Source organism: Rhizobium sp. BK376 (assembly GCF_004341625.1).
Taxonomy (GTDB): Bacteria; Pseudomonadota; Alphaproteobacteria; order Rhizobiales; family Rhizobiaceae; genus Rhizobium.
Genome location: NZ_SLZG01000002.1, coordinates 725091 through 746870, shown reverse-complemented (window position 1 = coordinate 746870; position 21780 = coordinate 725091). Strand labels below are relative to the sequence as shown.

General features: G+C 59.2%; 21 protein-coding genes and 1 tRNA gene. 6 read left to right on the top strand and 16 right to left on the bottom strand.

Going from position 1 to position 21780, the window contains the following annotated elements; translation table 11 throughout:
- Positions 1-160: 160 nt before the first annotated feature.
- Positions 161-670: an arsenate reductase ArsC gene (locus EV561_RS08075; RefSeq protein WP_132519662.1), complete on the top strand. Its 510-nt coding sequence runs from the start codon at positions 161-163 to the stop codon at positions 668-670.
- Positions 671-797: 127 nt separating this feature from the next.
- Here EV561_RS08075 and EV561_RS08070 read toward each other — a convergent pair.
- A tRNA-Ile gene (locus tag EV561_RS08070) sits at positions 798-873 on the bottom strand.
- A gap of 157 nt (positions 874-1030) precedes the next feature.
- Between EV561_RS08070 and EV561_RS08065 the strand changes: the two genes are divergently transcribed.
- Positions 1031-1777, top strand: a complete 747-nt coding sequence (locus tag EV561_RS08065; RefSeq protein WP_132519659.1) for an SIMPL domain-containing protein — start codon at positions 1031-1033, stop codon at positions 1775-1777.
- 128 nt (positions 1778-1905) lie between these two features.
- Here the strand turns inward: EV561_RS08065 and EV561_RS08060 are convergent, their stop codons facing one another.
- The 5 genes from EV561_RS08060 to EV561_RS08040 form a co-directional block, all read right to left on the bottom strand.
- Entirely contained in the window at positions 1906-2262 is a 357-nt protein-coding gene (locus EV561_RS08060) for a hypothetical protein (RefSeq protein WP_132519656.1), read from the bottom strand.
- Positions 2263-2428: 166 nt separating this feature from the next.
- Positions 2429-2749, bottom strand: coding sequence for a hypothetical protein (locus EV561_RS08055; protein ID WP_132519653.1), 321 nt, complete (start codon positions 2747-2749; stop codon positions 2429-2431).
- A 162-nt stretch (positions 2750-2911) separates the two neighbouring features.
- Positions 2912-3334, bottom strand: a complete 423-nt coding sequence (locus EV561_RS08050) for a secondary thiamine-phosphate synthase enzyme YjbQ (RefSeq protein WP_132519650.1) — start codon at positions 3332-3334, stop codon at positions 2912-2914.
- 529 nt (positions 3335-3863) lie between these two features.
- Positions 3864-4637 carry a 2'-5' RNA ligase family protein gene (locus tag EV561_RS08045; RefSeq protein WP_245512616.1) on the bottom strand — a complete coding sequence of 258 codons (774 nt, stop codon included), beginning with the start codon at positions 4635-4637 and terminating at the stop codon, positions 3864-3866.
- A gap of 54 nt (positions 4638-4691) precedes the next feature.
- On the bottom strand, positions 4692-5717 hold the full coding sequence (locus EV561_RS08040; RefSeq protein ID WP_132519647.1) for a methyltransferase: 1026 nt from the start codon (positions 5715-5717) through the stop codon (positions 4692-4694).
- Positions 5718-6261: 544 nt separating this feature from the next.
- Here EV561_RS08040 and EV561_RS08035 point away from each other — a divergent pair.
- A complete protein-coding gene (locus EV561_RS08035) occupies positions 6262-7596 on the top strand; it encodes a DUF2778 domain-containing protein (RefSeq protein WP_245512615.1) in 1335 nt (444 codons plus the stop codon).
- 59 nt (positions 7597-7655) lie between these two features.
- Here the strand turns inward: EV561_RS08035 and zwf are convergent, their stop codons facing one another.
- On the bottom strand, positions 7656-9170 hold the full coding sequence (gene zwf / locus EV561_RS08030) for a glucose-6-phosphate dehydrogenase (protein WP_132519644.1): 1515 nt from the start codon (positions 9168-9170) through the stop codon (positions 7656-7658).
- A gap of 274 nt (positions 9171-9444) precedes the next feature.
- The gene (locus tag EV561_RS08025; protein ID WP_132519641.1) at positions 9445-9978 is read right to left on the bottom strand and encodes a GNAT family protein; all 534 of its coding nucleotides are present in this window, start codon (positions 9976-9978) and stop codon (positions 9445-9447) included.
- 125 nt (positions 9979-10103) lie between these two features.
- Here EV561_RS08025 and EV561_RS08020 point away from each other — a divergent pair, with 125 nt between their 5' ends.
- Positions 10104-10556: a VOC family protein gene (locus EV561_RS08020; protein WP_132519638.1), complete on the top strand. Its 453-nt coding sequence runs from the start codon at positions 10104-10106 to the stop codon at positions 10554-10556.
- 91 nt (positions 10557-10647) lie between these two features.
- On the opposite strand, the gene EV561_RS08015 is transcribed toward EV561_RS08020, so the two are convergent.
- Positions 10648-11427, bottom strand: a complete 780-nt coding sequence (locus EV561_RS08015) for an SDR family oxidoreductase (RefSeq protein WP_132519635.1) — start codon at positions 11425-11427, stop codon at positions 10648-10650.
- A 166-nt stretch (positions 11428-11593) separates the two neighbouring features.
- Here EV561_RS08015 and EV561_RS08010 point away from each other — a divergent pair, with 166 nt between their 5' ends.
- Positions 11594-12520: an AraC family transcriptional regulator gene (locus EV561_RS08010; protein ID WP_132519632.1), complete on the top strand. Its 927-nt coding sequence runs from the start codon at positions 11594-11596 to the stop codon at positions 12518-12520.
- Here the strand turns inward: EV561_RS08010 and EV561_RS08005 are convergent.
- Together EV561_RS08005 and EV561_RS08000 are read right to left on the bottom strand one after the other, a co-directional pair.
- Complete coding sequence (locus EV561_RS08005; RefSeq protein ID WP_132519629.1) at positions 12512-13738, bottom strand: MFS transporter; 1227 nt, start codon at positions 13736-13738, stop codon at positions 12512-12514. The two genes, EV561_RS08010 and EV561_RS08005, sit on opposite strands and share 9 nt — an antisense overlap.
- Before the next feature lie 93 nt (positions 13739-13831).
- Positions 13832-14767: a LysR family transcriptional regulator gene (locus tag EV561_RS08000; RefSeq protein ID WP_348633726.1), complete on the bottom strand. Its 936-nt coding sequence runs from the start codon at positions 14765-14767 to the stop codon at positions 13832-13834.
- Between the two features lie 98 nt (positions 14768-14865).
- On the opposite strand from EV561_RS08000, the gene EV561_RS07995 reads away from it, so the two are divergent.
- On the top strand, positions 14866-15843 hold the full coding sequence (locus tag EV561_RS07995) for a zinc-binding dehydrogenase (RefSeq protein ID WP_132519623.1): 978 nt from the start codon (positions 14866-14868) through the stop codon (positions 15841-15843).
- A gap of 46 nt (positions 15844-15889) precedes the next feature.
- Here the strand turns inward: EV561_RS07995 and panE are convergent, their stop codons facing one another.
- The 5 genes from panE to rpoD all read right to left on the bottom strand — a co-directional run bounded on the left by panE (position 15890) and on the right by rpoD (position 21421).
- Positions 15890-16828: a 2-dehydropantoate 2-reductase gene (gene panE, locus EV561_RS07990; protein ID WP_132519620.1), complete on the bottom strand. Its 939-nt coding sequence runs from the start codon at positions 16826-16828 to the stop codon at positions 15890-15892.
- A 184-nt stretch (positions 16829-17012) separates the two neighbouring features.
- Complete coding sequence (locus EV561_RS07985) at positions 17013-17303, bottom strand: GYD domain-containing protein (protein ID WP_132519617.1); 291 nt, start codon at positions 17301-17303, stop codon at positions 17013-17015.
- A 143-nt stretch (positions 17304-17446) separates the two neighbouring features.
- The gene (locus EV561_RS37095; protein WP_165927770.1) at positions 17447-17608 is read right to left on the bottom strand and encodes a hypothetical protein; all 162 of its coding nucleotides are present in this window, start codon (positions 17606-17608) and stop codon (positions 17447-17449) included.
- 121 nt (positions 17609-17729) lie between these two features.
- Complete coding sequence (locus tag EV561_RS07980; protein WP_165927769.1) at positions 17730-19049, bottom strand: DUF930 domain-containing protein; 1320 nt, start codon at positions 19047-19049, stop codon at positions 17730-17732.
- A 311-nt stretch (positions 19050-19360) separates the two neighbouring features.
- Entirely contained in the window at positions 19361-21421 is a 2061-nt protein-coding gene (gene rpoD / locus EV561_RS07975) for an RNA polymerase sigma factor RpoD (protein ID WP_132519611.1), read from the bottom strand.
- Positions 21422-21780 lie beyond the last annotated feature (359 nt).

The following is a 21780-nucleotide window of genomic DNA, read 5'->3' as shown; positions in this document are numbered from 1 at the left end:
GGACACCCCGGAGAGGTTCTGGTTGGTTGCGACGGCGGGCGGAGAGAGCGTCACCGCCGAGAAGATCGTAGCGGGTCTTGTTCGTGCGGCATCAGGGCTCGCCGGGACTCTGCCAACCGATCATCCACGCCGTCACTTTACAATTGTTGGGAGGACATCGATGAGTGACAAAATATTCAACGTTCTCTTTCTATGCACCGCCAATTCGGCCCGGTCGATCATGGCGGAATCCATTCTGAATATCGACGGCAAGGGCCGCTTCCGGGCGTTTTCGGCTGGAAGCCAACCGAGCGGCGCCGTCAACCCTTGGGCAATCAAAACCCTTGAAGCGCTCGGCTATCCGTCCGCCGGCTTGAGCTCCAAGAGCTGGGACGTCTATGGAGAACCCGACGCGCCGCACATGGATTTCATCTTCACCGTCTGCGACAACGCCGCCGGTGAAGCCTGTCCCGTATGGCCCGGACATCCCGCGACCGCCCATTGGGGGATCGAGGACCCCAAGGCCGTCGAAGGCCTGGACCTGGAAAAGGCCCGCGCCTTCGCGCAGGCCGCGCGATATCTCAAGAACAGAATTTCCCTGTTCGTCAATCTCCCCATTACGTCGATCGAACGGCACGTCCTGCAAAGCCACATCGAAGAGATCGGCCGCGCCGAGCCGATGGCAAGTTGAGGGCGGGGATCTGTGATCCTGCACCGAGCTTCGTCGGTAGAGCGCACGGAGGAATACCGATTAGCAATTCTCAACACGGCGAGCGAGTGATCAATGAGCTTTACTGCTCAATAACAGGAGGCGAAGATGGTGGGCCCGGAGGGACTCGAACCCCCAACCAAGCGGTTATGAGCCGCCGGCTCTAACCATTGAGCTACAGGCCCTGCGCGAAGGATACAGCGCATCGCGCCGGGACAATGGTTCCCCGGGGCTGCCTTGCCTCTAACGCAATTCTCTTTCGCTCACAAGGGACTGCCGCAATACCTTCACAATCAATCCGCAAAAAGCCTGTGCCCCGGAACATCAATCAAGGAACGAACCATGCCTCTGAGGAAAACCAGAGATTTTGCCTTTTCGACGCTTCTGGCCGCAGCCCTTTTGCCGCTTGCCGCCGCAGGCGCGCTTGCGCAGGAGGCGAAGCCGCGCGAGGCGGTGGTCATGGTGACGGGGGAAGGACATTCCTCGATCGCACCCGATATGGCGATCGTCACGCTTGCCGTCGTCAAGCAGTCCAAGACCGCGCGTGATGCGCTTGACGAGAACAGCAAGGCCATGGGTGCAGTCCTCGCGACGCTGAAGGATGCCGGCATTGCCGAGCGCGATCTTCAGACATCGCGCTTCTCGATCCAGCCGCAATACAACTATCCCAACAATAACAAGGGCCAGCCTCAGCCGCCTGAGCTTGTGGGTTACCAGGCGACCAATTCGCTCTCGGTGCGCATTCGTGATCTTTCCAAGCTCGGCTCCATCATTGACCAGTCCGTCACCCTCGGCATCAACCAGGGCGGAGACATCCAGTTCACCAATGACAAGCCGGAGGAGGCGCTGACCGCGGCGCGCAAGGATGCGGTGGCCGATGCTCTTGCCAAGGCGAAGACGCTGACCGATGCAGCCGGCGTCAAGCTCGGCCGCGTCATCGAGATCAGCGAGAATTCCATCCGCCCTGCCCCGCAGCCCGTTTTCCGCGCCGCAATGATGAAGGATGCTGCCGCCCCCGCCGTTCCGGTCCAGGGCGGCGAGAATACCTATGACGTGACGGTCAACGTCACCTACGCCATCGACCAGTAAGGCGTCGCTGCCGGCCCAAAGAAGCGGGCAAAGAAAAACCGCCCCGGCTGATCCATCGGGATCGCCGGGGCGGTTTGTTTACAGGGATGCTCTCGGCTGAGAGACAGCCCGATCTTCAACGCCGGGGATCAACGGCCCATCAACGGGCAGCCGCGCACATTGGCAAATACCATCGTATCAGGACCCCGACGGCCAAAGCCGTTGACGATGACGCGGCGAGGCGTGATGTCGGCAACGCGGGCACGGCGCAAGCCATAATCGCGAGCGATGTCTTCAGCCTGTCGCGGATCGCAGCCACGCGGACGACCGTAGCCATAGCCCGGAGGCGGCGGTGGCGGGCGGTAGTAATCCGGCGGTGGCGGACGATGATAGCCGGGGCCGACGTAGATGTCGACGCCTTGCGCGCTGGCGCTGGTCACCGCGCCCGAAAGGGCGGCGACGGCAATCGCCGTCGCGATCCCTGCCTTTGCCAGAATTTCCTTCATGTTCTTCTCCTCGAAACAAAACGCTTCATCTTGGTCCGCCGCATCACAGGCGATGACCGGAAGGATAGTGGTCTATTCTGAACGGATTCAGAATCGGCCGTTCACGAGTCGTTCAGTTAAAACTTGCGCCAGCGATAATAAAGCCCTTCCTTTCTTTAGGATGGCTTTACTGAACATGGAATTCACCACGATGCCAGCGCGGGCAACCGGGAACATTGGCGAACACGATACGGTCCGGACCACGATGGTTGCGACCCTCGACGACGACGCGGCGTGCCGTCATATCGGCAATGTGCGCATAGCGCATGCCATCATAGCGGGCCTTCTGCACGGCAAGCACGGGCGAGCATGTGCGAGCGGCGTGGGGATCGTAGCGAACCTCGCGGACCTTCATCGACAGATCGCCGGCGGATGCCGTCGAGGCAGCGGGGACTGCGCCAAGCGCGATCAGCGCTGCGATACCGGCCTTGGCAAAGAGACTGCTCATGGGATTTCCTCTTGATTGCTTCGGTTCTGATCGGATCCCGTTTCCTGCGGGCCCGTTTCTTGCGGGATTGAGGAAAAGATAGGCCACCGAAACTGAACCGGGCGCGAACCGCGTGTTCAGCCGGCATTCAAATCGATTAACGGCTCACTGGGGACTAACGCTTCATCCGCCGAAATGAAGCACGACCTCGCGCCGATGCGGCTGATCGCGATGCTCGAAGAGATAGATGCCCTGCCATGTGCCGAGGGCGAGCCGCCCGCCGATGACCGGAATGCCGACCGAAACCTGCGTCAGCGCAGCCTTGATGTGCGCCGGCATATCGTCCGGCCCTTCGGTCGTGTGCACGATCCAGCGCATCGAGGGATCAGAGGATGGCGGCACGAGCCGGCGGAAGAAGGCGTTGAGATCCGTCTTCACATCCGGATCGGCATTCTCCTGGATCAGCAGCGAACAGGATGTGTGCCGCACGAAGACGGTCAGCAGCCCCTCGCCTGCGCCGGCACTCCGCAGGAAATCGGCGACCTCGCCGGTAAACTCGTAGAGGCCCTGGCCACGGGTCGAAACGGTGAGGATTTTCTGGGGCACTGCGGCAAACCTTCCGTCGCGGGCAGATCCTTGATCATGCCCGAAGTCGGCTTTCGGCAAGGCGAAGTCAAGGGTGAACCGCCCCGATCCCGCTCAGGCGCCAGATCGAAAGATCACATCCGTCAAAATTGGTAGCGGCTGCAAACCCGGAAGACTTGGGTATGTGGCACATAAGGAGCGCGATATTCCACGATCCTCTCGCTGCAAGTCGTCGGCCTCACCCGATATGCGGTGCGAACGACGCGGGGTTGATAAACCCGCGAGACGTGGGATTTGTGGGGCTCGACATAGGTAACCATATCCGCCGCCATGACTGGAGCGGCTTCGATTAAAGTCGCTGCAATTACAAAGGCTGGAATGACGTATTTGATGTTTGATCGCAACATGACGTTCCCCCGGTTACAAGACCATTTCAACGCAAGAAAGGCTCAAACGTTCCGACGCACCCCAAGGACGTTACCGGCTGTCCGCGAAAGGCATCAGGCCTGTGATCGATCGCGAGTTGCCATTCGCCCTACCCGATCCAGCCTCAGGGCGTCAGTGTAAAATCATGGAGCTTCTTTCGGGCCGTGCCAAATGTGCCCAGCTGATAGACCGACGCACCCGTCGCTGAAAACGTAAACGAAGGGAATGGCTCTGCCAGCATCTTGTTCAAATAGGCTTCCGTTCCAACGCCGATAGTCACGTGGGGATTGAAACGCTTGCCGGCCGCGTCCGTGACGAAATTGGCGACATAGTTGATCAGGGATTTCTGAATGTCGCGACCATCCGCGTCGCTGAAGAAAGCCGCCGGAGTGCCGGTCTTTACGGTATAAGGTTTGACGGCAGTGATAAGCTCAGCTTGCAGCCGGCGCAGGTCGTCGGTCGGTTGGACGACAATTCCCGCAAGGCCGACAGGCGGAGCTGGGATGTAGTAATACTTGAATGCCTTCAGCGTCCATCCGGCAGGCTTCTCCTTGGCCAGAACCGCGTCTGCCGCCGCAAATACCTTGTCGAGATCGTCCGTGCGGACGAATTGCTGCAGCATCGTGATGTGGGGATGGTGCGTCTCATCAAGAGAAAAGCCCTTCGGGAAAGATTTGAGCAGACGAGCATTGGCGTCCGCTGCGTGCTGAAGCATGGTCGCGTCGGGTTCGAGCGCAATGTCGACCGCGGTTACGGGAACCTGCTGTGCAAGGGATCTCTGGGTAAATCCCGGCGCCAGCGACAGCCCGAGGCCCGTGATCGCGAAGACCAATGCTCGCAGACGTCGCGGGCGAACCAAAGATGCAGGCATCCTCAGACTTTGCTTTCGATCAGCCATGACCAAGCTCCCCAGCGAATTTGGCTTTGTGGCATTTGCCCTATGGTGCCGCGATCATTCGAAGAAGACGAGGCTCGCAGGCGATGGTGAAAGCGGCTTCGTCGTGACGCCGCGAAAACCCGCCCGTCTCGCCATCTCGTCCAATTCCTTCTTCGTATAGGCGTCTCCCGCGGGCGTGGTCGCCAGCATTTCGAAGGAAAATTCCGCCTCGAATGGTGGGCTGATGCGGTCTTCGTTCGGCACGAACTCGACGCCGACAACCCTCCCGCCGGAGCCGAGGCTGCTGCGCACCTTTTTCAGCAGTCCAACGCAAGTATCTGCGTCAAAATGGTGCAGGAAGTTTGGAAGCAATATGAGGTCATAATCCCCGCCCCAGTCGACATCGAACGCACTTCCGGCAAGGGATTGGTATCGCTCGGCAACACCCGCCTCCTGAGCATTTTGTTCGCTAAGCGCAAGGACCGACTGCCAATCGACTGCAACAATCTTTGCCGACGGTATGGTTCTTGCGATCTCTATGCCGAAACGGCCTGGGCCTGCGGCAATATCGAGCACTTTTCTCGGCGGCTGCGGCCATGTCGCGACCTCGGCGGCAAGGCTTTCCGCGCTGCTGCCGGTAAAGGCACCCATCGCCCGCGCGAACCTGATCCAGACTGGATTGTCCGGTGAAACATTGGCAAGGCCGACGGCTCCGCCGTTGCGGACATAGGACGAGGGATCGTTGAGGAACAACTCCGCCATCTCGGGCGCGGCAACGAAATCGACCGCCGCCCCCATATAGGCCGGCGATTGCCGATCGAGGAACATGCGGGTGGATGGCGTCGCCAGGTACCGATCCTCCTGTTTGAGCAAAAAGCCTTCCACGACCAGGAAATCACAAAGGATGCGCAATCCTCGCTCTGAAGCACCGACTGTTGCGGCGAGCGATTTGACCGTCGCATCTCCGGCACCAATGGCGGTGAAGACATCGAGTTCGATTGCGGCTTTGATGGCAGCAGTGCTGCGAAACGCAAACATGGCTTCAATGGCCAGAGCGGGAGAAACCTCGCCCGTGGCCGCCTCATCTTTTGTCAGAGACATCGGATTCTCCCTCGTCGGATCGGAGCCGCTGGCAGCCTAGCAGAATTCACAGGGGCTCGGCATTCGCCAGAAAGAAGTAGCTAATTTAGCACTTACGCCTTATGACTGGCTTAATCCCAACACAAAAAAGTCTCGATACGATGCAAAAGGGACACACATGAGCGAAAAAAACACCCTTAAATTCTCAGGGTCTAATATTCCTCACTTCTGAAATTAAAGCCGGCGGCGTAAAGGAAATAGTTACCATAATTCTCCATTGTTCAAGAACTGGCATGTCACGATGAGCATTTCAAAAACGCTCATCGCCGCTATGCCGGTCCGGGAGCAGTGTGTCGGTAAAAGCCCTCGGCCTGCGTAATCAGTTTGGAAGACGTGTATTATGGCGTTTGCGACCGAGTCATTCAGTGACGTAAATCCGTTTGGCGGATTTTCGCTTCGAAGCCCAAAGTCTCGCAGCATCATGCTCAGCACCGCTCTTATGGGAGCGGCGACTGTCGGTTTCGCGTGGGTGGTAGCCACCGTTTTCACCATGCAAACGATGGTGATGTCAGTTGGTTCCGCCCAGATCGTAGAAAATTCGCTTGGCCCGAAATCCGTGGCGCTTGCCGATCCCTTGCAGCGACTGCAGATGGCCGCTCTTTCGACACCGTCGAAGGCAGAGCAAAAGCGTGTGATCGAAGCCTATGCGGCTGCGTCCCGCTCCGTTGCCGCCATCCGCATGGCCCGCATCCAGCCGCCGGCGGCAGCGCCGGCCCAGCAGGCTGCCAATGGCGCTCACGCAATGCCGGACGCGGTGCGCAGGCAATTGATCATGCGTCTCGCGATGGCCAATGCCGCGGCGTCACCATCCAGAGACACCGCCGCACTCGAACCAAAGCCATCAATCGCAGTCGCCTCCCTCAATCATCCCCATCAAACAACCACTGACATCACCGCCCCGACAAGGGTGAAGGACGACGTTGTCGTTGCCTCTGCGGCCCCATCTGCCCCCGTGGCGGCTACCCCCATGTCAACCACCCCGGCGGCGGACACCGGACCGACTCTGGCGCAGCTGCAGAGCCAAGTGCTGGCAAGCGCAGAGCCGGATGACGGCTTTGCCACCATCGCCCCGCCAATCCCGACCGCACGGCCGGACGATGCCGATAGCGTCATGATGGCAAGCCTCGACACTTCGGACGACGCCGGCGACGATAGCAATTCGACCGGTGCCGACTCAGCGGAAAAGGCCTTCGGCCTGGTTCTTTCCAATCCGGATAGCGCCGTCCCCTTGCCGATGGCCCGCCCGGACGATGCCCTGCGGGACGCAGCACCCCCCGGCCGCACGCGAAACGCGCCGGAGCAGGCGCTTGCCTATGCTCGCACGGAAGATGACGACGACAACAGCGATATGCCGAGCGTCCGGAAGCCGACGACGGTTCAGCGTGCTGCAAATGGCACCGCCATCTACGATATCGAGGCCGGCATGGTCTATCTGCCGAGCGGCGCCCGGCTGGAGGCTCACTCCGGTCTCGGCAACATGCGCGACAACCCACGCTTCGTGAACCAGAAGAACCGCGGCCCGACCCCGCCGCACACCTACGCCCTGACCCTGCGCGAAAGCCTGTTCCATGGCGTGCAGGCGATCCGCCTGACGCCTGTCGGTGGCCAGGGCGCGGTCTATAACCGCGTCGGCCTGCTTGCGCATACCTACATGCTTGGCAAGGCTGGCGATTCGAACGGCTGCGTTTCTTTCAAGGATTATCGCCGCTTCCTCGCCGCCTACCAGCGCGGCGAAATCCGCCAGCTCGTCGTCGTACGGCGCATGTCGGAATATAGCGGCACCGCAACGGCGTCCGCCGAGCCGTCCCGTACGCTCTTCGGCAGGCTTTTCTCCCGCTGATCAGAGACGAATATTGAACGATGCCGGATGCCGGCACCGTTCCTTCGATCCAATGTAGGTTACTTGTCCTTCCGTAGGACCTGCGGCTCGTGCCACTTGCGCCCGTCGCGCTCGATCAGATCGTCGGCGCATTGCGGACCCATGCTGCCCGGTGCATAGGGATCCGGCTTGTCACCGCTATGTGACCAGAGATCGAGGAAGGGCTGCACCGCAGCCCAGCCCGCCTCAATCGCGTCGGCCCGCTGGAACAGCGTCTGATCGCCGATGAAAAGATCATAAAGCAGCGATTCGTAGCCGGTCGTATTGCCGATATCGAACATATCAGAATATCGGAAATCCAGCGACACGGGCACGGTATCGACCACGAGACCTGGCCGTTTGATCGAGATTTCCATGTGCAGGCCCTCGTTTGGCTGCACCTGGATGATCAATTTATTGGGCGGCAGCATGCGCTGCACCTCGGTGCCGTGAAACTGCGCAAAGGGCACCTGCTTGAACGTGACGACGATTTCCGTGTCCCGCGCCGTCAGCGACTTTCCGGTTCTCAGATAGAAGGGAACGCACGCCCAGCGCCATGTATCGACAAAGAGCTTCAAGGCCACGAAGGTTTCGGTCTTGCTGTCAGGGTTGACATCGGGTGTCTGCGTATAGGCCGGCAGGTCTTTGCCGGCGAGCGAACCCGCCGTGTAGGCACCGCGTACGCCGTTGTGCTTCGCTTCCTCGGGGGAATAGACGCGCAACGCCTTCAGAAGCTTGCCCTTTTCGTTACGGATCGCCTCGGCGTCGAAGCTGTTCGGCGGCTCCATCGCCACCATTGCCAGAAGCTGGAACAGGTGGTTGGGCACCATGTCGCGCAATGCGCCGGTCTCGTCGTAGAATTTGCCGCGCGTGCCGACATCGACGATCTCCGCAGCGGTGATCTGGACATGGTCGATATAATTGCTGTTCCAGAGCGACTCGAACATCATGTTGGCAAAGCGCGCCGTCATGATGTTCTGCACCGTCTCCTTGCCGAGGAAATGGTCGATCCGGTAGACCTGCGTCTCGGCGACCCGGTTGAGGATGCGCACGTTCAGCGCCTTGGCCGAAGCCAGATCGGTACCGAACGGCTTCTCGATCGCGATGCGGCGGAAATAGCCCGCGGTCTCCGTGGTCAGCTTATGGTCGCCGAGCTTGTCGATGATGTCACCGAAGAAGCGCGGCTGTACGGCCAGGTAGAAGGCGGCATTGCCATGGCCCGATTTCTCGAGGCGCTGGCCGATCTGCTCGTAGATCGAGTCCTGGGTGAAGTCGCCCGAAATATAGGAAATCCGCTCGCTGAGGTTTCGCCAGCCGATGCCGCCATCTTCAAACTGGATCTTGTTGTCGAGCAGGAACTTGCCCAGCCGCTCGCGCAACATCTCGTCTCCGCCGGGCTCGATGCCAACGCCGAGCACGGCAAAGCCGTCTCCGACCAGGCCGGACTTGATCATGTTGATCAGCGTCGGCACCAGCAGGCGACGCGTGAGGTCACCGGTGGCGCCGAAGATAACGAGGGTGACCGGCGGGGCGGGAGCAACATAGGGGCCGGTCATAGCCGCACCCAGGAAACGAGACGATCGATCGACATCCGGAACATGTGGGGGCCTCCTTGTTCATTTGCTTCGCCAGATATGACGTAGAGCCTTTATATTACAAGCTTTCAAGCAACGACGCGAATGTCCAGAGATTCCCGTTCACGATATCGAGCTTCCGCATTCTTTCGGGAATCTGCGATGCGCTGCGTAATGTGGGCGATGGCATTTCGTTTGAGCGCACGGGTCACCGGGAGGTGACTCCAGCCCTCAATGCTCCATTCCGCCGTGACCGTCAGGCCACAGCCTCGACATGGCTTAGATATTCACTTCTGAGCAGCCCCATGATGACGGTGTCCCAACGCTCGCTGCCAACGCGAGCCGAGGATCGGCGCGTGCCTTCGCGAACGAAACCCAGCTTTTCATAGGTGCGCAGTGCAGCAGTGTTGAAGCTGAAGACGTTGAGTTCGACGCGCTCCGTATTCGGATCGGAAAACACCTTGTCCACCACGCACCGGACCATCTGAATGCCATATCCGCGGCCGCGCTCGGCCGGCGCGACGCCGACGCGGGCAAGCCGCCCGATACCATTGCGCCGATCCGTCACCAGTTGCACATGACCGACGATACGGCCCTCATCGGTGACGGCCATCCAGGCATTGCGCTGCGGCCGAACAACCTGTGTTTCGGCGAGAATGTCTTCGAGCTGCCGTCTGTCGAGCGGAAAAACGAGGGTCGCCCCTGCCCATTGCACCAGATCCGCATCGGTCGGAAACCAGGTGAGTAGAGTTTCGATATGGTCGGTAGAAAACGGGACGAGACTGATCATATCCGGCTTCTAGCACGATGATCGAGCTGGGATCGAGCTGGGTTGCAGAAAAAACCGAGGGCCGCTGTCGGAACGTCCGATCCCTGTCCGTCCTTGGCACAGCAACACTGCAAATGGAGGAAAGCATGCAGAAAATTACCCCCTGCCTCTGGTTCGACAACCAGCTCGAAGAGGCGATCACCTTCTACAGCAAGATCTTTAGGGACAGCCGCGTGACACAGATGAAGAGAGCGCCTGACGGCAAGGCCTTCTTTGCCAACTTCGAACTTGCCGGCCAGAAGTTCATGTGCCTCAACGGCGGACCACATTTCAAATTCAACGAAGCGGTTTCGTTCTTCGTCGACTGCAAGGACCAGGCGGAGGTCGATTATTACTGGGAGCATCTGCTCGACGGCGGCAAGGAACAGCAGTGCGGCTGGCTCAAGGACCGTTTCGGCCTGTCATGGCAGATCGTCCCCGAAGCCCTGATCCGCTTTATGAACGACGAAGATTCGGTAAAGGCCAATCGCGTCCAGGAAGCGATGATGAAGATGGTCAAGCTCGATGTCGCGGAACTGGAAAAGGCCTATCGCGGCTAGCGCCCCTCGCCGCTGGTGCGCAGGGCGAGAGGCGGGCCACTATTGAACAAAACACAAGGGTGGGCCGGACCAAGCCCGGCCATCCTCATTGTCAGAGCATCATGCCGCCCGAAGCCTCGACGCGCTGACCGTTGATCCAGCGATTGGCGTCTGACAGCATCGAGGCAATCATCGGGCCGATATCGTCCGGCTGGCCGACACGGCCAAGTGCGGTCATATCCGCAACCCGCTTGTTGATCTCGGGATTGTCGCGCACGATGCCACCGCTGAAATCCGTGGCGATGGCGCCGGGAGCAACGGTATTGACCGTGATGCCGCGCGGCCCGAGCTCCTTGGCGAGGTAGCGGGTGAGAACCTCCACCGCGCCCTTCATCGAGGCATAGGAGCCGCTGCCCGGATTGCTGAAGCGGGTGAGGCCGGAAGAGACGTTGATGATCCGGCCGCCATCCCTGATCAATGTCAGAAGCTTCTGGGTCAGGAAGAACACGCCCTTGAAATGAACCTCATAGAGACTGTCCAATTCCGCTTCCGTCGTCTTTTCGAAGCTGTTGTGATGCGACGTGCCGGCATTGTTGACGAGATAGTCGAACCGATCCGTGCCAAGCTCGGAGAGCGCACTGCGGACCTTTTCCACGAAACCGTCGAAAGCGGAAACTTTGCCGGTATCGAGCTGCAGCGCCACGGCGCGGCGTCCGTGTTCCGCAACAAGGGCGACGACCTTCTCCGCTTCCTCCCGATTGGAATGATAGGTGATGATGGAATCGACACCGTCCCGCGCAAGCGCAATGGCGGTGTTGCGGCCGAGGCCACGGCTACCGCCGGTGATGATGGCGATTTTGGGCTGGGCGCTCGGATTGTTTTGGCTAGGCATCACATGTCTCCTTGGTGATTGTGATCTGACCCGGAATCTAGTCGTCGACAGGCATTCGCTTAATGCCGGAATACACGCCGTTTCTGCCTATTTCTCCGAATTATCGATTTGCGAAGAACAGCCGGCGGGCCTATCTCTGAACCATTGAAAAGGACGGGGGACGCAGATGTCGTCACAGCTGAAGGATATCGTCCGGGAATTTGTCGAGGCGGAGGGCGGCGAGGACGGTCTGTTCGGCACGCCGATGCCGTCCCTCTACATCATGCGATCGAGCACCGAGACGCTGCCGCGACATATGGTCTATAGGCCGTCGCTCTGCTTCGTTGTGCAGGGCGCAAAGCAGATCATGCTCGGTGACGAGGTACTCAGATATGAAGAGCAGCAGTCGCTCGTGATCGGTATAGAGCTTCCTGGTATCGGCCGCGTGGTCCAGGCAAGCCGAAAGGAGCCCTATATCGGCATCACGCTGGAACTCGACGTCGCAGTGCTGCGCGATGTCATGCGAAAGATGCCGAAAAGACCGAGACCTGCCAATCGAAGCCGGCTCGGCATCTTCGTACAGGATGCCGACGAACAGCTGGCCGATTGCATGGTGCGCTTGATACGGCTTGCAAGGACGCCGAAGGCGATCCCCGTGCTCTATCCCGCCATCATGCAGGAAATCTGCTTCTGGTTGCTGAATGGCGAACACGGCGGCGATATCTGCAAGCTGACGCTGCCAGACAGCCATATGCAGCGCATCGCCGACGCCATCTTCATCCTGCGCGAAGACTTCGCCAAGCCAATCCGCGTCAACGAGCTGGCGGCAGCAGCGAACATGAGCCCCTCTTCCTTCCATGAGCATTTCAAGCTGATCACCTCGATGAGCCCGCTCCAGTATCAGAAGCATCTGAGGCTGATAGAGGCGCGCCGGTTGCTGGTAACCGAAGCGGCAAGCGTCGCCGAAGCGGCCCATCAGGTAGGCTATGAGAGTGCATCGCAGTTCAGCCGCGAATATAATCGTATGTTCGGCGCACCGCCGCGCCGTGATGCCAGCGAGCTGCGCAGTACGGCGCCGGCCTACTCATTGCAGGCGATTGCGCTGTCAGCCTGACAGCGTCTTCACCTTGCCGAGATCAGGGAAGAGCCGCATCCAGAGCAACACGACCGCGATCGTTCCGACGCCGCCGACAATGCCCGTTACGATTGGGCCGAGCACGGCCGCGAGCATGCCGGATTCGAATTCGCCCAACTGGTTGGACGTGCCGATAAAGAGCGAATTGACCGCGTTTACCCGCCCGCGCATTTCATCCGGCGTCAGCAGCTGAACGAGCGAGCTGCGCACGACGACGCTGACCGTATCCGACGCGCCGACGATGAGCAGCGCCCCGACTGATAGAATAACGTTGCTCGACAGCGAAAAGACGATCGTCGCCACGCCGAAGATGGCGACGGCGATCAGCATCTTCTTGCCCGCCTGGCTCTGGATCGGCCAACGCGCCAAAACGACCGACATGACAAGCGCGCCGATCGCCGGAGAGGCGCGCAGAAGACCGAGCCCCCAGGGACCGGCATGCAGGATATCGCGTGCAAACATCGGCAGCAGCGCAGTGGCACCGCCGAGCAGCACGGCGAAAAGATCGAGCGAAATCGTGCCGAGCATCAATGGCTTGCTGCGGATGAAGGCAACCCCTGCAAAGACCGATTTCAGCGTCACCGGCTCGCGTCCTGACTTCTGCTGCCGCTCCATCTTGATCGAAATGACGTTGAAGCTCGCAATCGCAAAGCAGATGGCAGAAAAGGCGAAGGGCGCTACCGGATCGAAGCCATAGAGCAGGCCGCCGATCGAAGGGCCGATGATGAAGGCCGTCTGCATCATCGATGTCGAGGTGGCGATGGCCTGCTGTAGAAGGGATGGGCCGACGACGTTCGGCAACAGCGCCGCCATTGTCGGACGCTCGAAGGAAACCACCGCACCCATCACGGTCACTGCGGCGAGGATACCCGTTGGCGTCAGCCAGTGCTGCCAGGTCGCGACGGCCAATATCAGGCAGGTGATCCCCTCCAGCAATTGGCAGGCAAGGCCGATCCGCCGCCGATCAAAACGGTCGGCGACATGGCCTACCACGAAGGTCAGGATGACCATGGGCAGGAACTGGCAGAAGCCGACGAGACCGAGCGCGAACGCGCTGTGGGTCTGGTCGTAGATCATCCAGCCCATCGCAACGGTTGCGGATTGAAAAGATATGGAGGAGAAAACCCGCGAGGCAGCAAAATTTAGATAACCGGGGTGGCGAAAAACGCTGCCCCGTCTGGATTGATAGTTGTCCATCAGAACTGTCCTGGGTCCGCCATGCCGCAGCCGGCGGATCGGAATTGATATAAGAAACTTATAAAGCCCTGCTCTGCCGCATCAGAACTCTTGTCAATGCTGCACCTGCGAAGTTGACAATTTGTCGCAGTCGTTCCCTTGCCAAGTGGAGACTTCCGATCGGATATAGTGCCAAAGGCGCTCCCCGGCCGGTCCATGCGGACGGTCACGGCGACGAGCAGCGACGAGGTCTACGCGTCCACCCTTGAAATCACCGTTGGTGAAATCAACCAACGTGCCATCGCCCACCTCCTTCTCCACGAGAAAGCGCGGCATATGTCCCCAGCCCATGGCATTCAAGATCACTTGCTTCTTCATGAGCTGATCGCTCACCGTCAGTTGTCGCGCACCCTTAAGGACATAGTAATCCCTTGGCGGTGAATGGCGCGCAGTATCGCGAATGATGCATTGCGCGAGATCCTGCAGATGTGATGGCGTGATAGTCTCGGGACGTACATTCGGAAATATCTCTCCTGCCACGACAGGAATGATGTCGACCGACAGCAGATCAATATATTCCATCATCGGATCGCTCTTGTCGATGTGGTGAAGGATCAGATCCGCCTCGTCGTCCGCCAGCCGTTCCCATGGCCCCGAAATCGCTTCGAAATAGAGATCGAGACGGGTGGCTGGATTATCGGTGAAGAAGTTTCGCAAAAGCTGCAAGGTTGGCTCAAGCGGGCACAAATCGCCGATCACGACCCGCAGTGCAGTCTCCTCGCCCATAGCAAGTTGTTTTCCAAACGTACGAAGGCCGGCAGCCTGACGGAGGAAATCTTGAGCCTTGGCATGAAAGACCCGTCCCCTGTCCGTCAACACGACGCGGTAGCCGCTGCGATCGAGAAGCGAAAATCCAAGTTGTTCCTCAAGATTGCGGACGGCTGAAACCACGGTCGGATGCGTGCGCATCAAGCGGTCTGCTGCTCCTTGGAAACTGCCCTCTGTGACCACCGCATCAAAACATCTGAGCTGCTGAAGAGTGATATCCATTATTGTAGATCCTATCTACAAAGTTTGCCGTAATTTTGAACAATATATCTACAGCGCATCAAGATAGAAAGGCTCTGGTGTTAACAAGGAGCCTAGCCATGAAAGCCATTGCCTTCCGAGAATATGGAGGACCGGATGTCCTCGACATTACCGAGCAGCCGGATCCTGAACTCACAGAGGGATACGTCGTCATTGCCGTACGTGCGTTCGGCCTCAATCGAGCGGAAACTTACATGCGTAGCGGCAAGTGGGGTGATGTTGCAAAAATCAGCGGCATAGAGTGTGTCGGAGAGGTGCTGCACGATCCGAGCGGCCGATTTGCGGTTGGAACACGTGTTGCCGCTCTCATGGGCGGCATGGGTCGCAATATCAATGGCAGCTATGCCGAACGCACGCTTGTGCCGCTGACGAATGTAATTCCTATTCGTTCGACCCTGCCGTGGTCGGATCTCGCGGCTCTTCCGGAATCCTATGCAACGGCATGGACATGCCTGCATCGTAATCTCTCGCTGACCCCTGGACAGACCCTGCTTATCAGAGGCGCGACATCAGCGCTTGGCCAGGCGGCGATCAACATCGCCACCGTGGAGGATATCAAGATCATAGCAACAACCAGGAGGACTGAGAGGCTCCCCGCACTTCTAGAGCTTGGCGCTCATCAGGTACTCTTGGACGAACCTCTCCTAGCCAAGACTTTGCGCCAGGAATACCCTTCCGGCATCGACGCCGTTCTGGACATCGTCGGCACATCAACATTGCTGGACTCGCTCAAGATCGTCCGAAGAGGCGGCCATGTCTGCATGGCGGGCTTCCTGGGCGGCGGCAGTGGAATTGCAGGTTTCGATCCGCTCACACATATGCCGAGCGGCGTTCAGCTCAGCTTCTTTGCCAGCTTCATGTTCGGCGCGCCCGGCTACGAGCTCGACGACGTCCCCCTGCAAGCCATCGTCGAGCGATCGGAAGCCGGCCTTTACAAGGCCAACCCTGCGCGAGTCTTCGATTTTCACGATATCCGCGAGGCGCATCGGCTGATGGAGGCAGACGAGGCGATGGGTAAATTCGTCGTGACCCTTTGACCGGGCGCCAACGCCGCCAATCGGAAACCATCCAAGACAGGCTGCGCTAACCGTGCGCAGCCTGTCTTTCGCGCTGTGCCTCGTACGCTCTAAGATGAGCGAGAACGATGTTGAGCATCGTATAGGATCCGCGCTTGTCCGGCGCTGCGCGGGCAAGCATATCGCCGACGATCTGGTCGCTTTCGATGCGGCCGTTACCCTCGATATCGCGAAGCATCGAGGCGGTGATCGGCGAGCCGGCTGTCGTCAGGAAGCTGCGGATGCGCTGGACGGCGGCTTCGCCGGGGGCGAAACCGTTGGCGGCGGCGATGTCAAGACATTCGTCGATCAGCCTCAACACCAGATCGGACGCCCCGGCGGCCACGTAGTCGCCGATCGCAGCACGCATCAGGCAGGTCATGCCCGCAGTCGATGCGATGAACGCCCATTTGTCCCACATGGCCTGGAGGATATTGGGGCTTGCGTCGATATCGAAACCGGCATTGGAGAAAGTCTCGGCAATCGATTCGATCCGTGCCGGCATGCCGCCCCTACGGTCGCCGAAGGCAATGCGATGCAGGTCGTTGAAGTGCAGGATGGCGCCATCGGGCGCGATCGTCGACGATATGAAGCAGGCGCCGCCGAGAACCGCCTCCGCGCCGAAACGCGCTTCCAGCCGTTCCAGGTGCCGCATGCCGTTCAGCGTCGGCAGGATCATCGTCTGAGGGCTAACAGCCGGAGCGAAGGACGCCATCGCATCGTCAAGGTCATAGGCCTTGCAGCCAAGCAGAACGAGGTCGAACGTCTCCGTCAGGCTATCGGCGGTGACAAGCTTCGGCTGCGCAATATGCAAATCTCCCTTTGGGCTGCGGATGCTCAGGCCGCTCTCGCGCAGGAGCTCGGCTCGTTTCGGACGAACCAGAAAAGTCACGTCCCGACCGGCCGCTGCCAGTCTGCCGCCAAAATAACCACCAATGCCGCCGGCACCGACCACGAGAATGCGCATGATATCCACCAATCCGTACATTTACTTAGATGACGATCATCATGAAATTTTTATATGCGCGCAAGAGGTCACCTGCCCCGGCAGATGACCTCTTGCGTTCACAAATGCGTCAGAAGCTGAAGCCCTCGCCGCAAAAACGAAGGCGATGCAACTCGGAATAAACCCGGCGCAAGTTATATTATCCCTATAGAGAGCCGATGATGTCGCGATATGCCATCTCGGGAAACGCCTTCAGCGTCTTCGTCCTGACACTGCCAGCAGCTCCGAGAGAAAGCGTAAACCGGGCAACGACGGTATCGTTCGGCGCTTCGCAAACGGCGACCATGTCATACTCGCCCATAGTCAGATAGAATTCACGAAAATTCCCACCCAATTCGCCGAGCATCTTGCGCGCGGCATCGAGCCGCTTCGGCGATTCGCGAACATTCTTAATGCCTTGCTCAGTCCAGTTGATCAGCACGATATAAGTGGTCATCGCATACCTCCCCTGGAGGCATAGCCCACGCCGGTGTGCGTTCGTCGGTCCGGCGCCTCATGGCTCCCGTCGCCCCCGCAACAGGAACTATAGACCTGCCGCCGTAACCAAACAAGCAAACGGACCGGTACGAAAATGCTTAATCAATGCAGGGTAGTTGGCAGCTCTCCGGCAGCGAGCACGTCAAGCGCTTCTTCGAGCGCCGCGACCAATATATCGGTCAGCTCGTCGCCTATGTTCTGGACGAGCATCGCGCTCACGGATTCGTCCTGGTTTTCGAGAAAACGGATAAGCTCTTCAGACACGTCATTGCCCCCAATTTCCGGAACCATCCCCGGTAGTGGGGTTAGAAATAGAGGTCGGTTCTTGCGCAAGGCTGGTGAGATGGATGCCAGTCGGCGTCTATCCTCCGGCGGTAACTTGCGGCTAATCCCCCCGAATCTGAAGGCTCTTCCATTCACTACGCGGGACGGCACCGCCAACATCGAACGAGAAGGATACGACCTTGGTCGCATCGTTATTGACCTCGCATTTGAAAATCATGCGGCGCCAAACGCCCGTTGGGTCTTGGAAGGCAGCCCGGCTGATGTTGAGTGTGTTGCCGGAAACGCCAGGATAATTCGGAACTTGCGTGGGAAAATGTCCCTCAGCCTGCGTGAGTTGAGCGACCAACTGATTGTAACACAGCGTTCCAAATCGCGTTCCCCTGGGAAGATTGCGAAGCGCCCTTACGGTGGTAGGGTCAGACGTCTCCTCTGTTGAGAATAGCGTTTTGGCTGTCTTCAGCTTAAGCCCGGTACCATCTTGAGCGTCGGCCGAGGAGACTGTCTTTGCTCCTGGCTTGGAGTTGTCCGTTGGCGGCTTCGCATCCTCCAGCTTTTTTTCGGTCGCAAAGCTCGTATGCAGACTGCCATCGCCATCTGAATTCGGGGCGTCGTTTTCCGAATGAACATCGTTCACATCAGTCTCAGGTAAATTTATATCCTTTGCCACAGGGCTTGCAGATTGCGCCTGCTTGCCTGGTTTTGCTGCGTCGTCGATGTTTGACGGTAGCTTCCCACCAGCAGCTTCGGCGACCTTGTTGGCATTGCCATCAGCATCGCCGGAATCTTCCGTCGCATTGTCATCCGGGGATTTGTGCCCGGCATCCTTGTCCGTGTACTCATGAACTGGAAGCTCTGTGGGTATTGGCGGCTCGGGTTGCGCCTGCGCCACCTCCTGCTTCGGCGGCTGCGGTTGCTTTTCCTCCGGCTTAGGCGGCTCCTCAGCCTTGGCCTCTTCTTTCTGAGGCTCAGGCGGTTTTGGTGGCTCCGGCTGCTTTTCCGGAGGCTTTGGCGCTTGTGGCGGCTTAGGCGCTTCCGGTGGCTTCTGCTCCGGCGGCTTCGGGGGCTCGGGCGCCTTTTCCGGCGGCTTCTCCTCCGGCTCGGGCGGCGGCGGAGGCGGCTCCGGCTTTTTCTCCTCCGCCTTTTCCTGCGGCGGCTGTTGCTGCGGTGCCTGTTGCCCCTCCTGTTTTTCGGGCGTTGGAGCCGGCGGTGGTGGCGGAGGCGGCTCAGGCGCCTTCTCGGCCTTCTTTTCCGGTGGCTGTTCCGGCGCCTTTTGCGCCACCTGCTGCTCGGGCTTCTTTTCCTCCGGAGGCGGCACCAAGTCGACGTTGACGGCGTCTTCCTTCTCAGGCGTCTGCTGGTCCGGCAGCCTCACGAAGATCAACGCGGCGACGACAAGATGGACCGCGATGGACGCAGCCACGATCCTGCCGAACTTCCCCCGGCGTTTTTCGGGAGTATTTTCCATCACTCAGAAGACAACCATGAAATCCAAAGCGGCGTTAAGCAGTATGATATGGGCCTCATCATGGTCATGCCGGATAAGAGAAGTCGAAAACTCAATCCTGCGCATATAGTCTTCTAAAACCCAACCAGAAAGAGACGATCGCGTGAACATCGTGTCAGCCGGCGCGGCGGTGCGCAATCGCCGATATAGCGCCGAGCTGCCTCATCCAAACAAAAACCCGGCCAGCATGGCTGACCGGGCTTGATCTGGTGATGCGCCTGCTGGCCTCAGCTGTCGAGGAACGAGCGCAGCTTTCTGGACCGGCTCGGATGCTTCAGCTTGCGCAGAGCCTTCGCCTCGATCTGGCGGATACGTTCGCGGGTAACCGAGAACTGCTGCCCCACTTCTTCGAGCGTGTGGTCGGTGTTCATGCCGATGCCGAAGCGCATGCGCAGCACGCGTTCTTCGCGCGGCGTCAGCGATGCCAGAACGCGGGTCGTCGTCTCGCGCAGGTTCGCCTGGATGGCGGCGTCGATCGGAAGTAGCGCGTTCTTGTCCTCGATGAAATCGCCGAGATGCGAATCTTCTTCGTCGCCCACTGGGGTTTCGAGCGAGATCGGCTCCTTGGCAATCTTCAGGACCTTGCGGACCTTTTCGAGCGGCATGGCCAGCTTTTCGGCCAGTTCTTCCGGCGTCGGCTCGCGGCCGATTTCATGCAGCATCTGGCGCGAGGTACGAACGATCTTGTTGATCGTTTCGATCATGTGCACCGGAATGCGGATCGTGCGGGCCTGGTCGGCGATCGAGCGGGTGATCGCCTGACGGATCCACCACGTCGCATAGGTCGAGAACTTGTAACCACGGCGATACTCGAACTTATCGACCGCCTTCATCAGGCCGATATTGCCTTCCTGAATGAGGTCGAGGAACTGCAGGCCGCGGTTCGTGTACTTCTTGGCGATGGAGATGACGAGACGAAGGTTCGCCTCGACCATTTCCTTCTTGGCGATGCGCGCTTCGCGCTCGCCCTTCTGCACCATATGCACGATGCGGCGGAATTCCGTGATCGAAATACCGGTTTCCGTAGCGAGATCCTGGATTTCCTGGCGGATATCGCGGATCGTCGTGTTCTCGCTCTTGGCGAATTCCTTCCAGCCGCGGGCAGCCAGGTTGCCGATCGACTTCATCCAGTTTGGATCGAGCTCGGCGCCGCTATACTGCTCCAGGAAGCTGTCGCGCTTGACGCCGTAGGATTCAGCCAGACGCAACAGGCGGCCTTCGTTCTGCACGAGACGCTTGTTGATGTCGTAGAGCTGCTCGACGAGCAGGTCGATGCGGTTCTGGTTCAGCGAAAGCGACTTGACCGACTTGATCAACTCGTCCTTGAGCTCCTTGTAGCGGCGCTCCTGCGCAGACGAAAGCGTACCTGAAGCAGCCAGACGCTGCTCGACCTGCTGATCCTGCAGCTTGCGCAGCTTCTTGTAGGTCTCGGCAATGGTGTCGAGCGTCAGCATCACCTGCGGGCGAAGCTCGGCTTCCATCGCGGCGAGCGAGAGGCTGGACTCGTCTTCGTCCTCTTCCTCTTCCTCGGGTGGCAGGCCTTCGCCGCCGACATCGGTGATGTCGTCGTCGCCGGTGCGCATGCGCCGGGTCTTTTCCTTTTCCTCGGCAGCCTTGCGGTCAGCCTCGATCTTTTCCGGGCTCTGGAACTGCGGAGCAGCCTTCGCTTCCGGACCAGAATAGGTGGTTTCGAGATCGATGATCTCGCGCAGCAGCGTGGTGCCTTCGTTGAGTTCGTCGCGCCAGATGATCAGCGCCTGGAACGTCAACGGGCTCTCGCAGAGGCCGCCGATCATGGTTTCGCGGCCGGCCTCGATGCGCTTTGCGATGGCGATTTCGCCTTCGCGCGACAGAAGCTCGACGGAACCCATTTCGCGCAGATACATGCGCACCGGATCGTCGGTACGGTCCGTCGGTTCCTTCTTCTTGCTGGTCGCAAGCGATGTGCCGGAAGAAGGCGCGAGTTCGCCGCCCTCGCTGTCCTCGTCGCCGCCTGAATCGTCGTCGTCGCCGCCCGAAGGCGCAGCACCGGCTTCTTCGGCCTCTTCATCCTCGATCACGTTGATGCCCATGTCGGACAGCATCGCCATCGTGTCTTCGATCTGCTCTGATGTCACTTCCTCGGACGGCAGGACGGCGTTGAGCTCGTCCATCGTCACGTAGCCGCGCTTCTTCGCGGCCTTGATCATCTTCTTGACCGCGTCATCGGAAAGATCGAGAAGCGGGCCATCGGAGGCGCCGTCGCGTTCGACTTCAGCTTCTTCGTTTTCTTTGACTTTGGTTGCCATCTATATCGTCGCTTTCCCTGACGCTTTAAACTTCGCTACGGTGAATGGCCTCGCATGCCCTGGCGCGCGACGCGCCGGCTTCGAATCACCCATATCCACCTAACGGAATGACCTTAATTCCCGATTAACCACGATCGCCGGCGCCGGACAGCAAAGCTGGATTGCGTTTGGATTTCCGGCCATGGTTGTGTGATCCGCCTGACCCAGTAGTTCACCGTATTCCGAAGACAAACGGTGATTCCCACAATTTTTGTTCTCGTCAAGCTTTTCCAGCAAAAAAGCCTGATAAAGACGAGAAAAAGCCTTTTCCACAGGCTTGCCCGCCACTATCGATTGCTTCCCTCATTTAGGAATGCGCC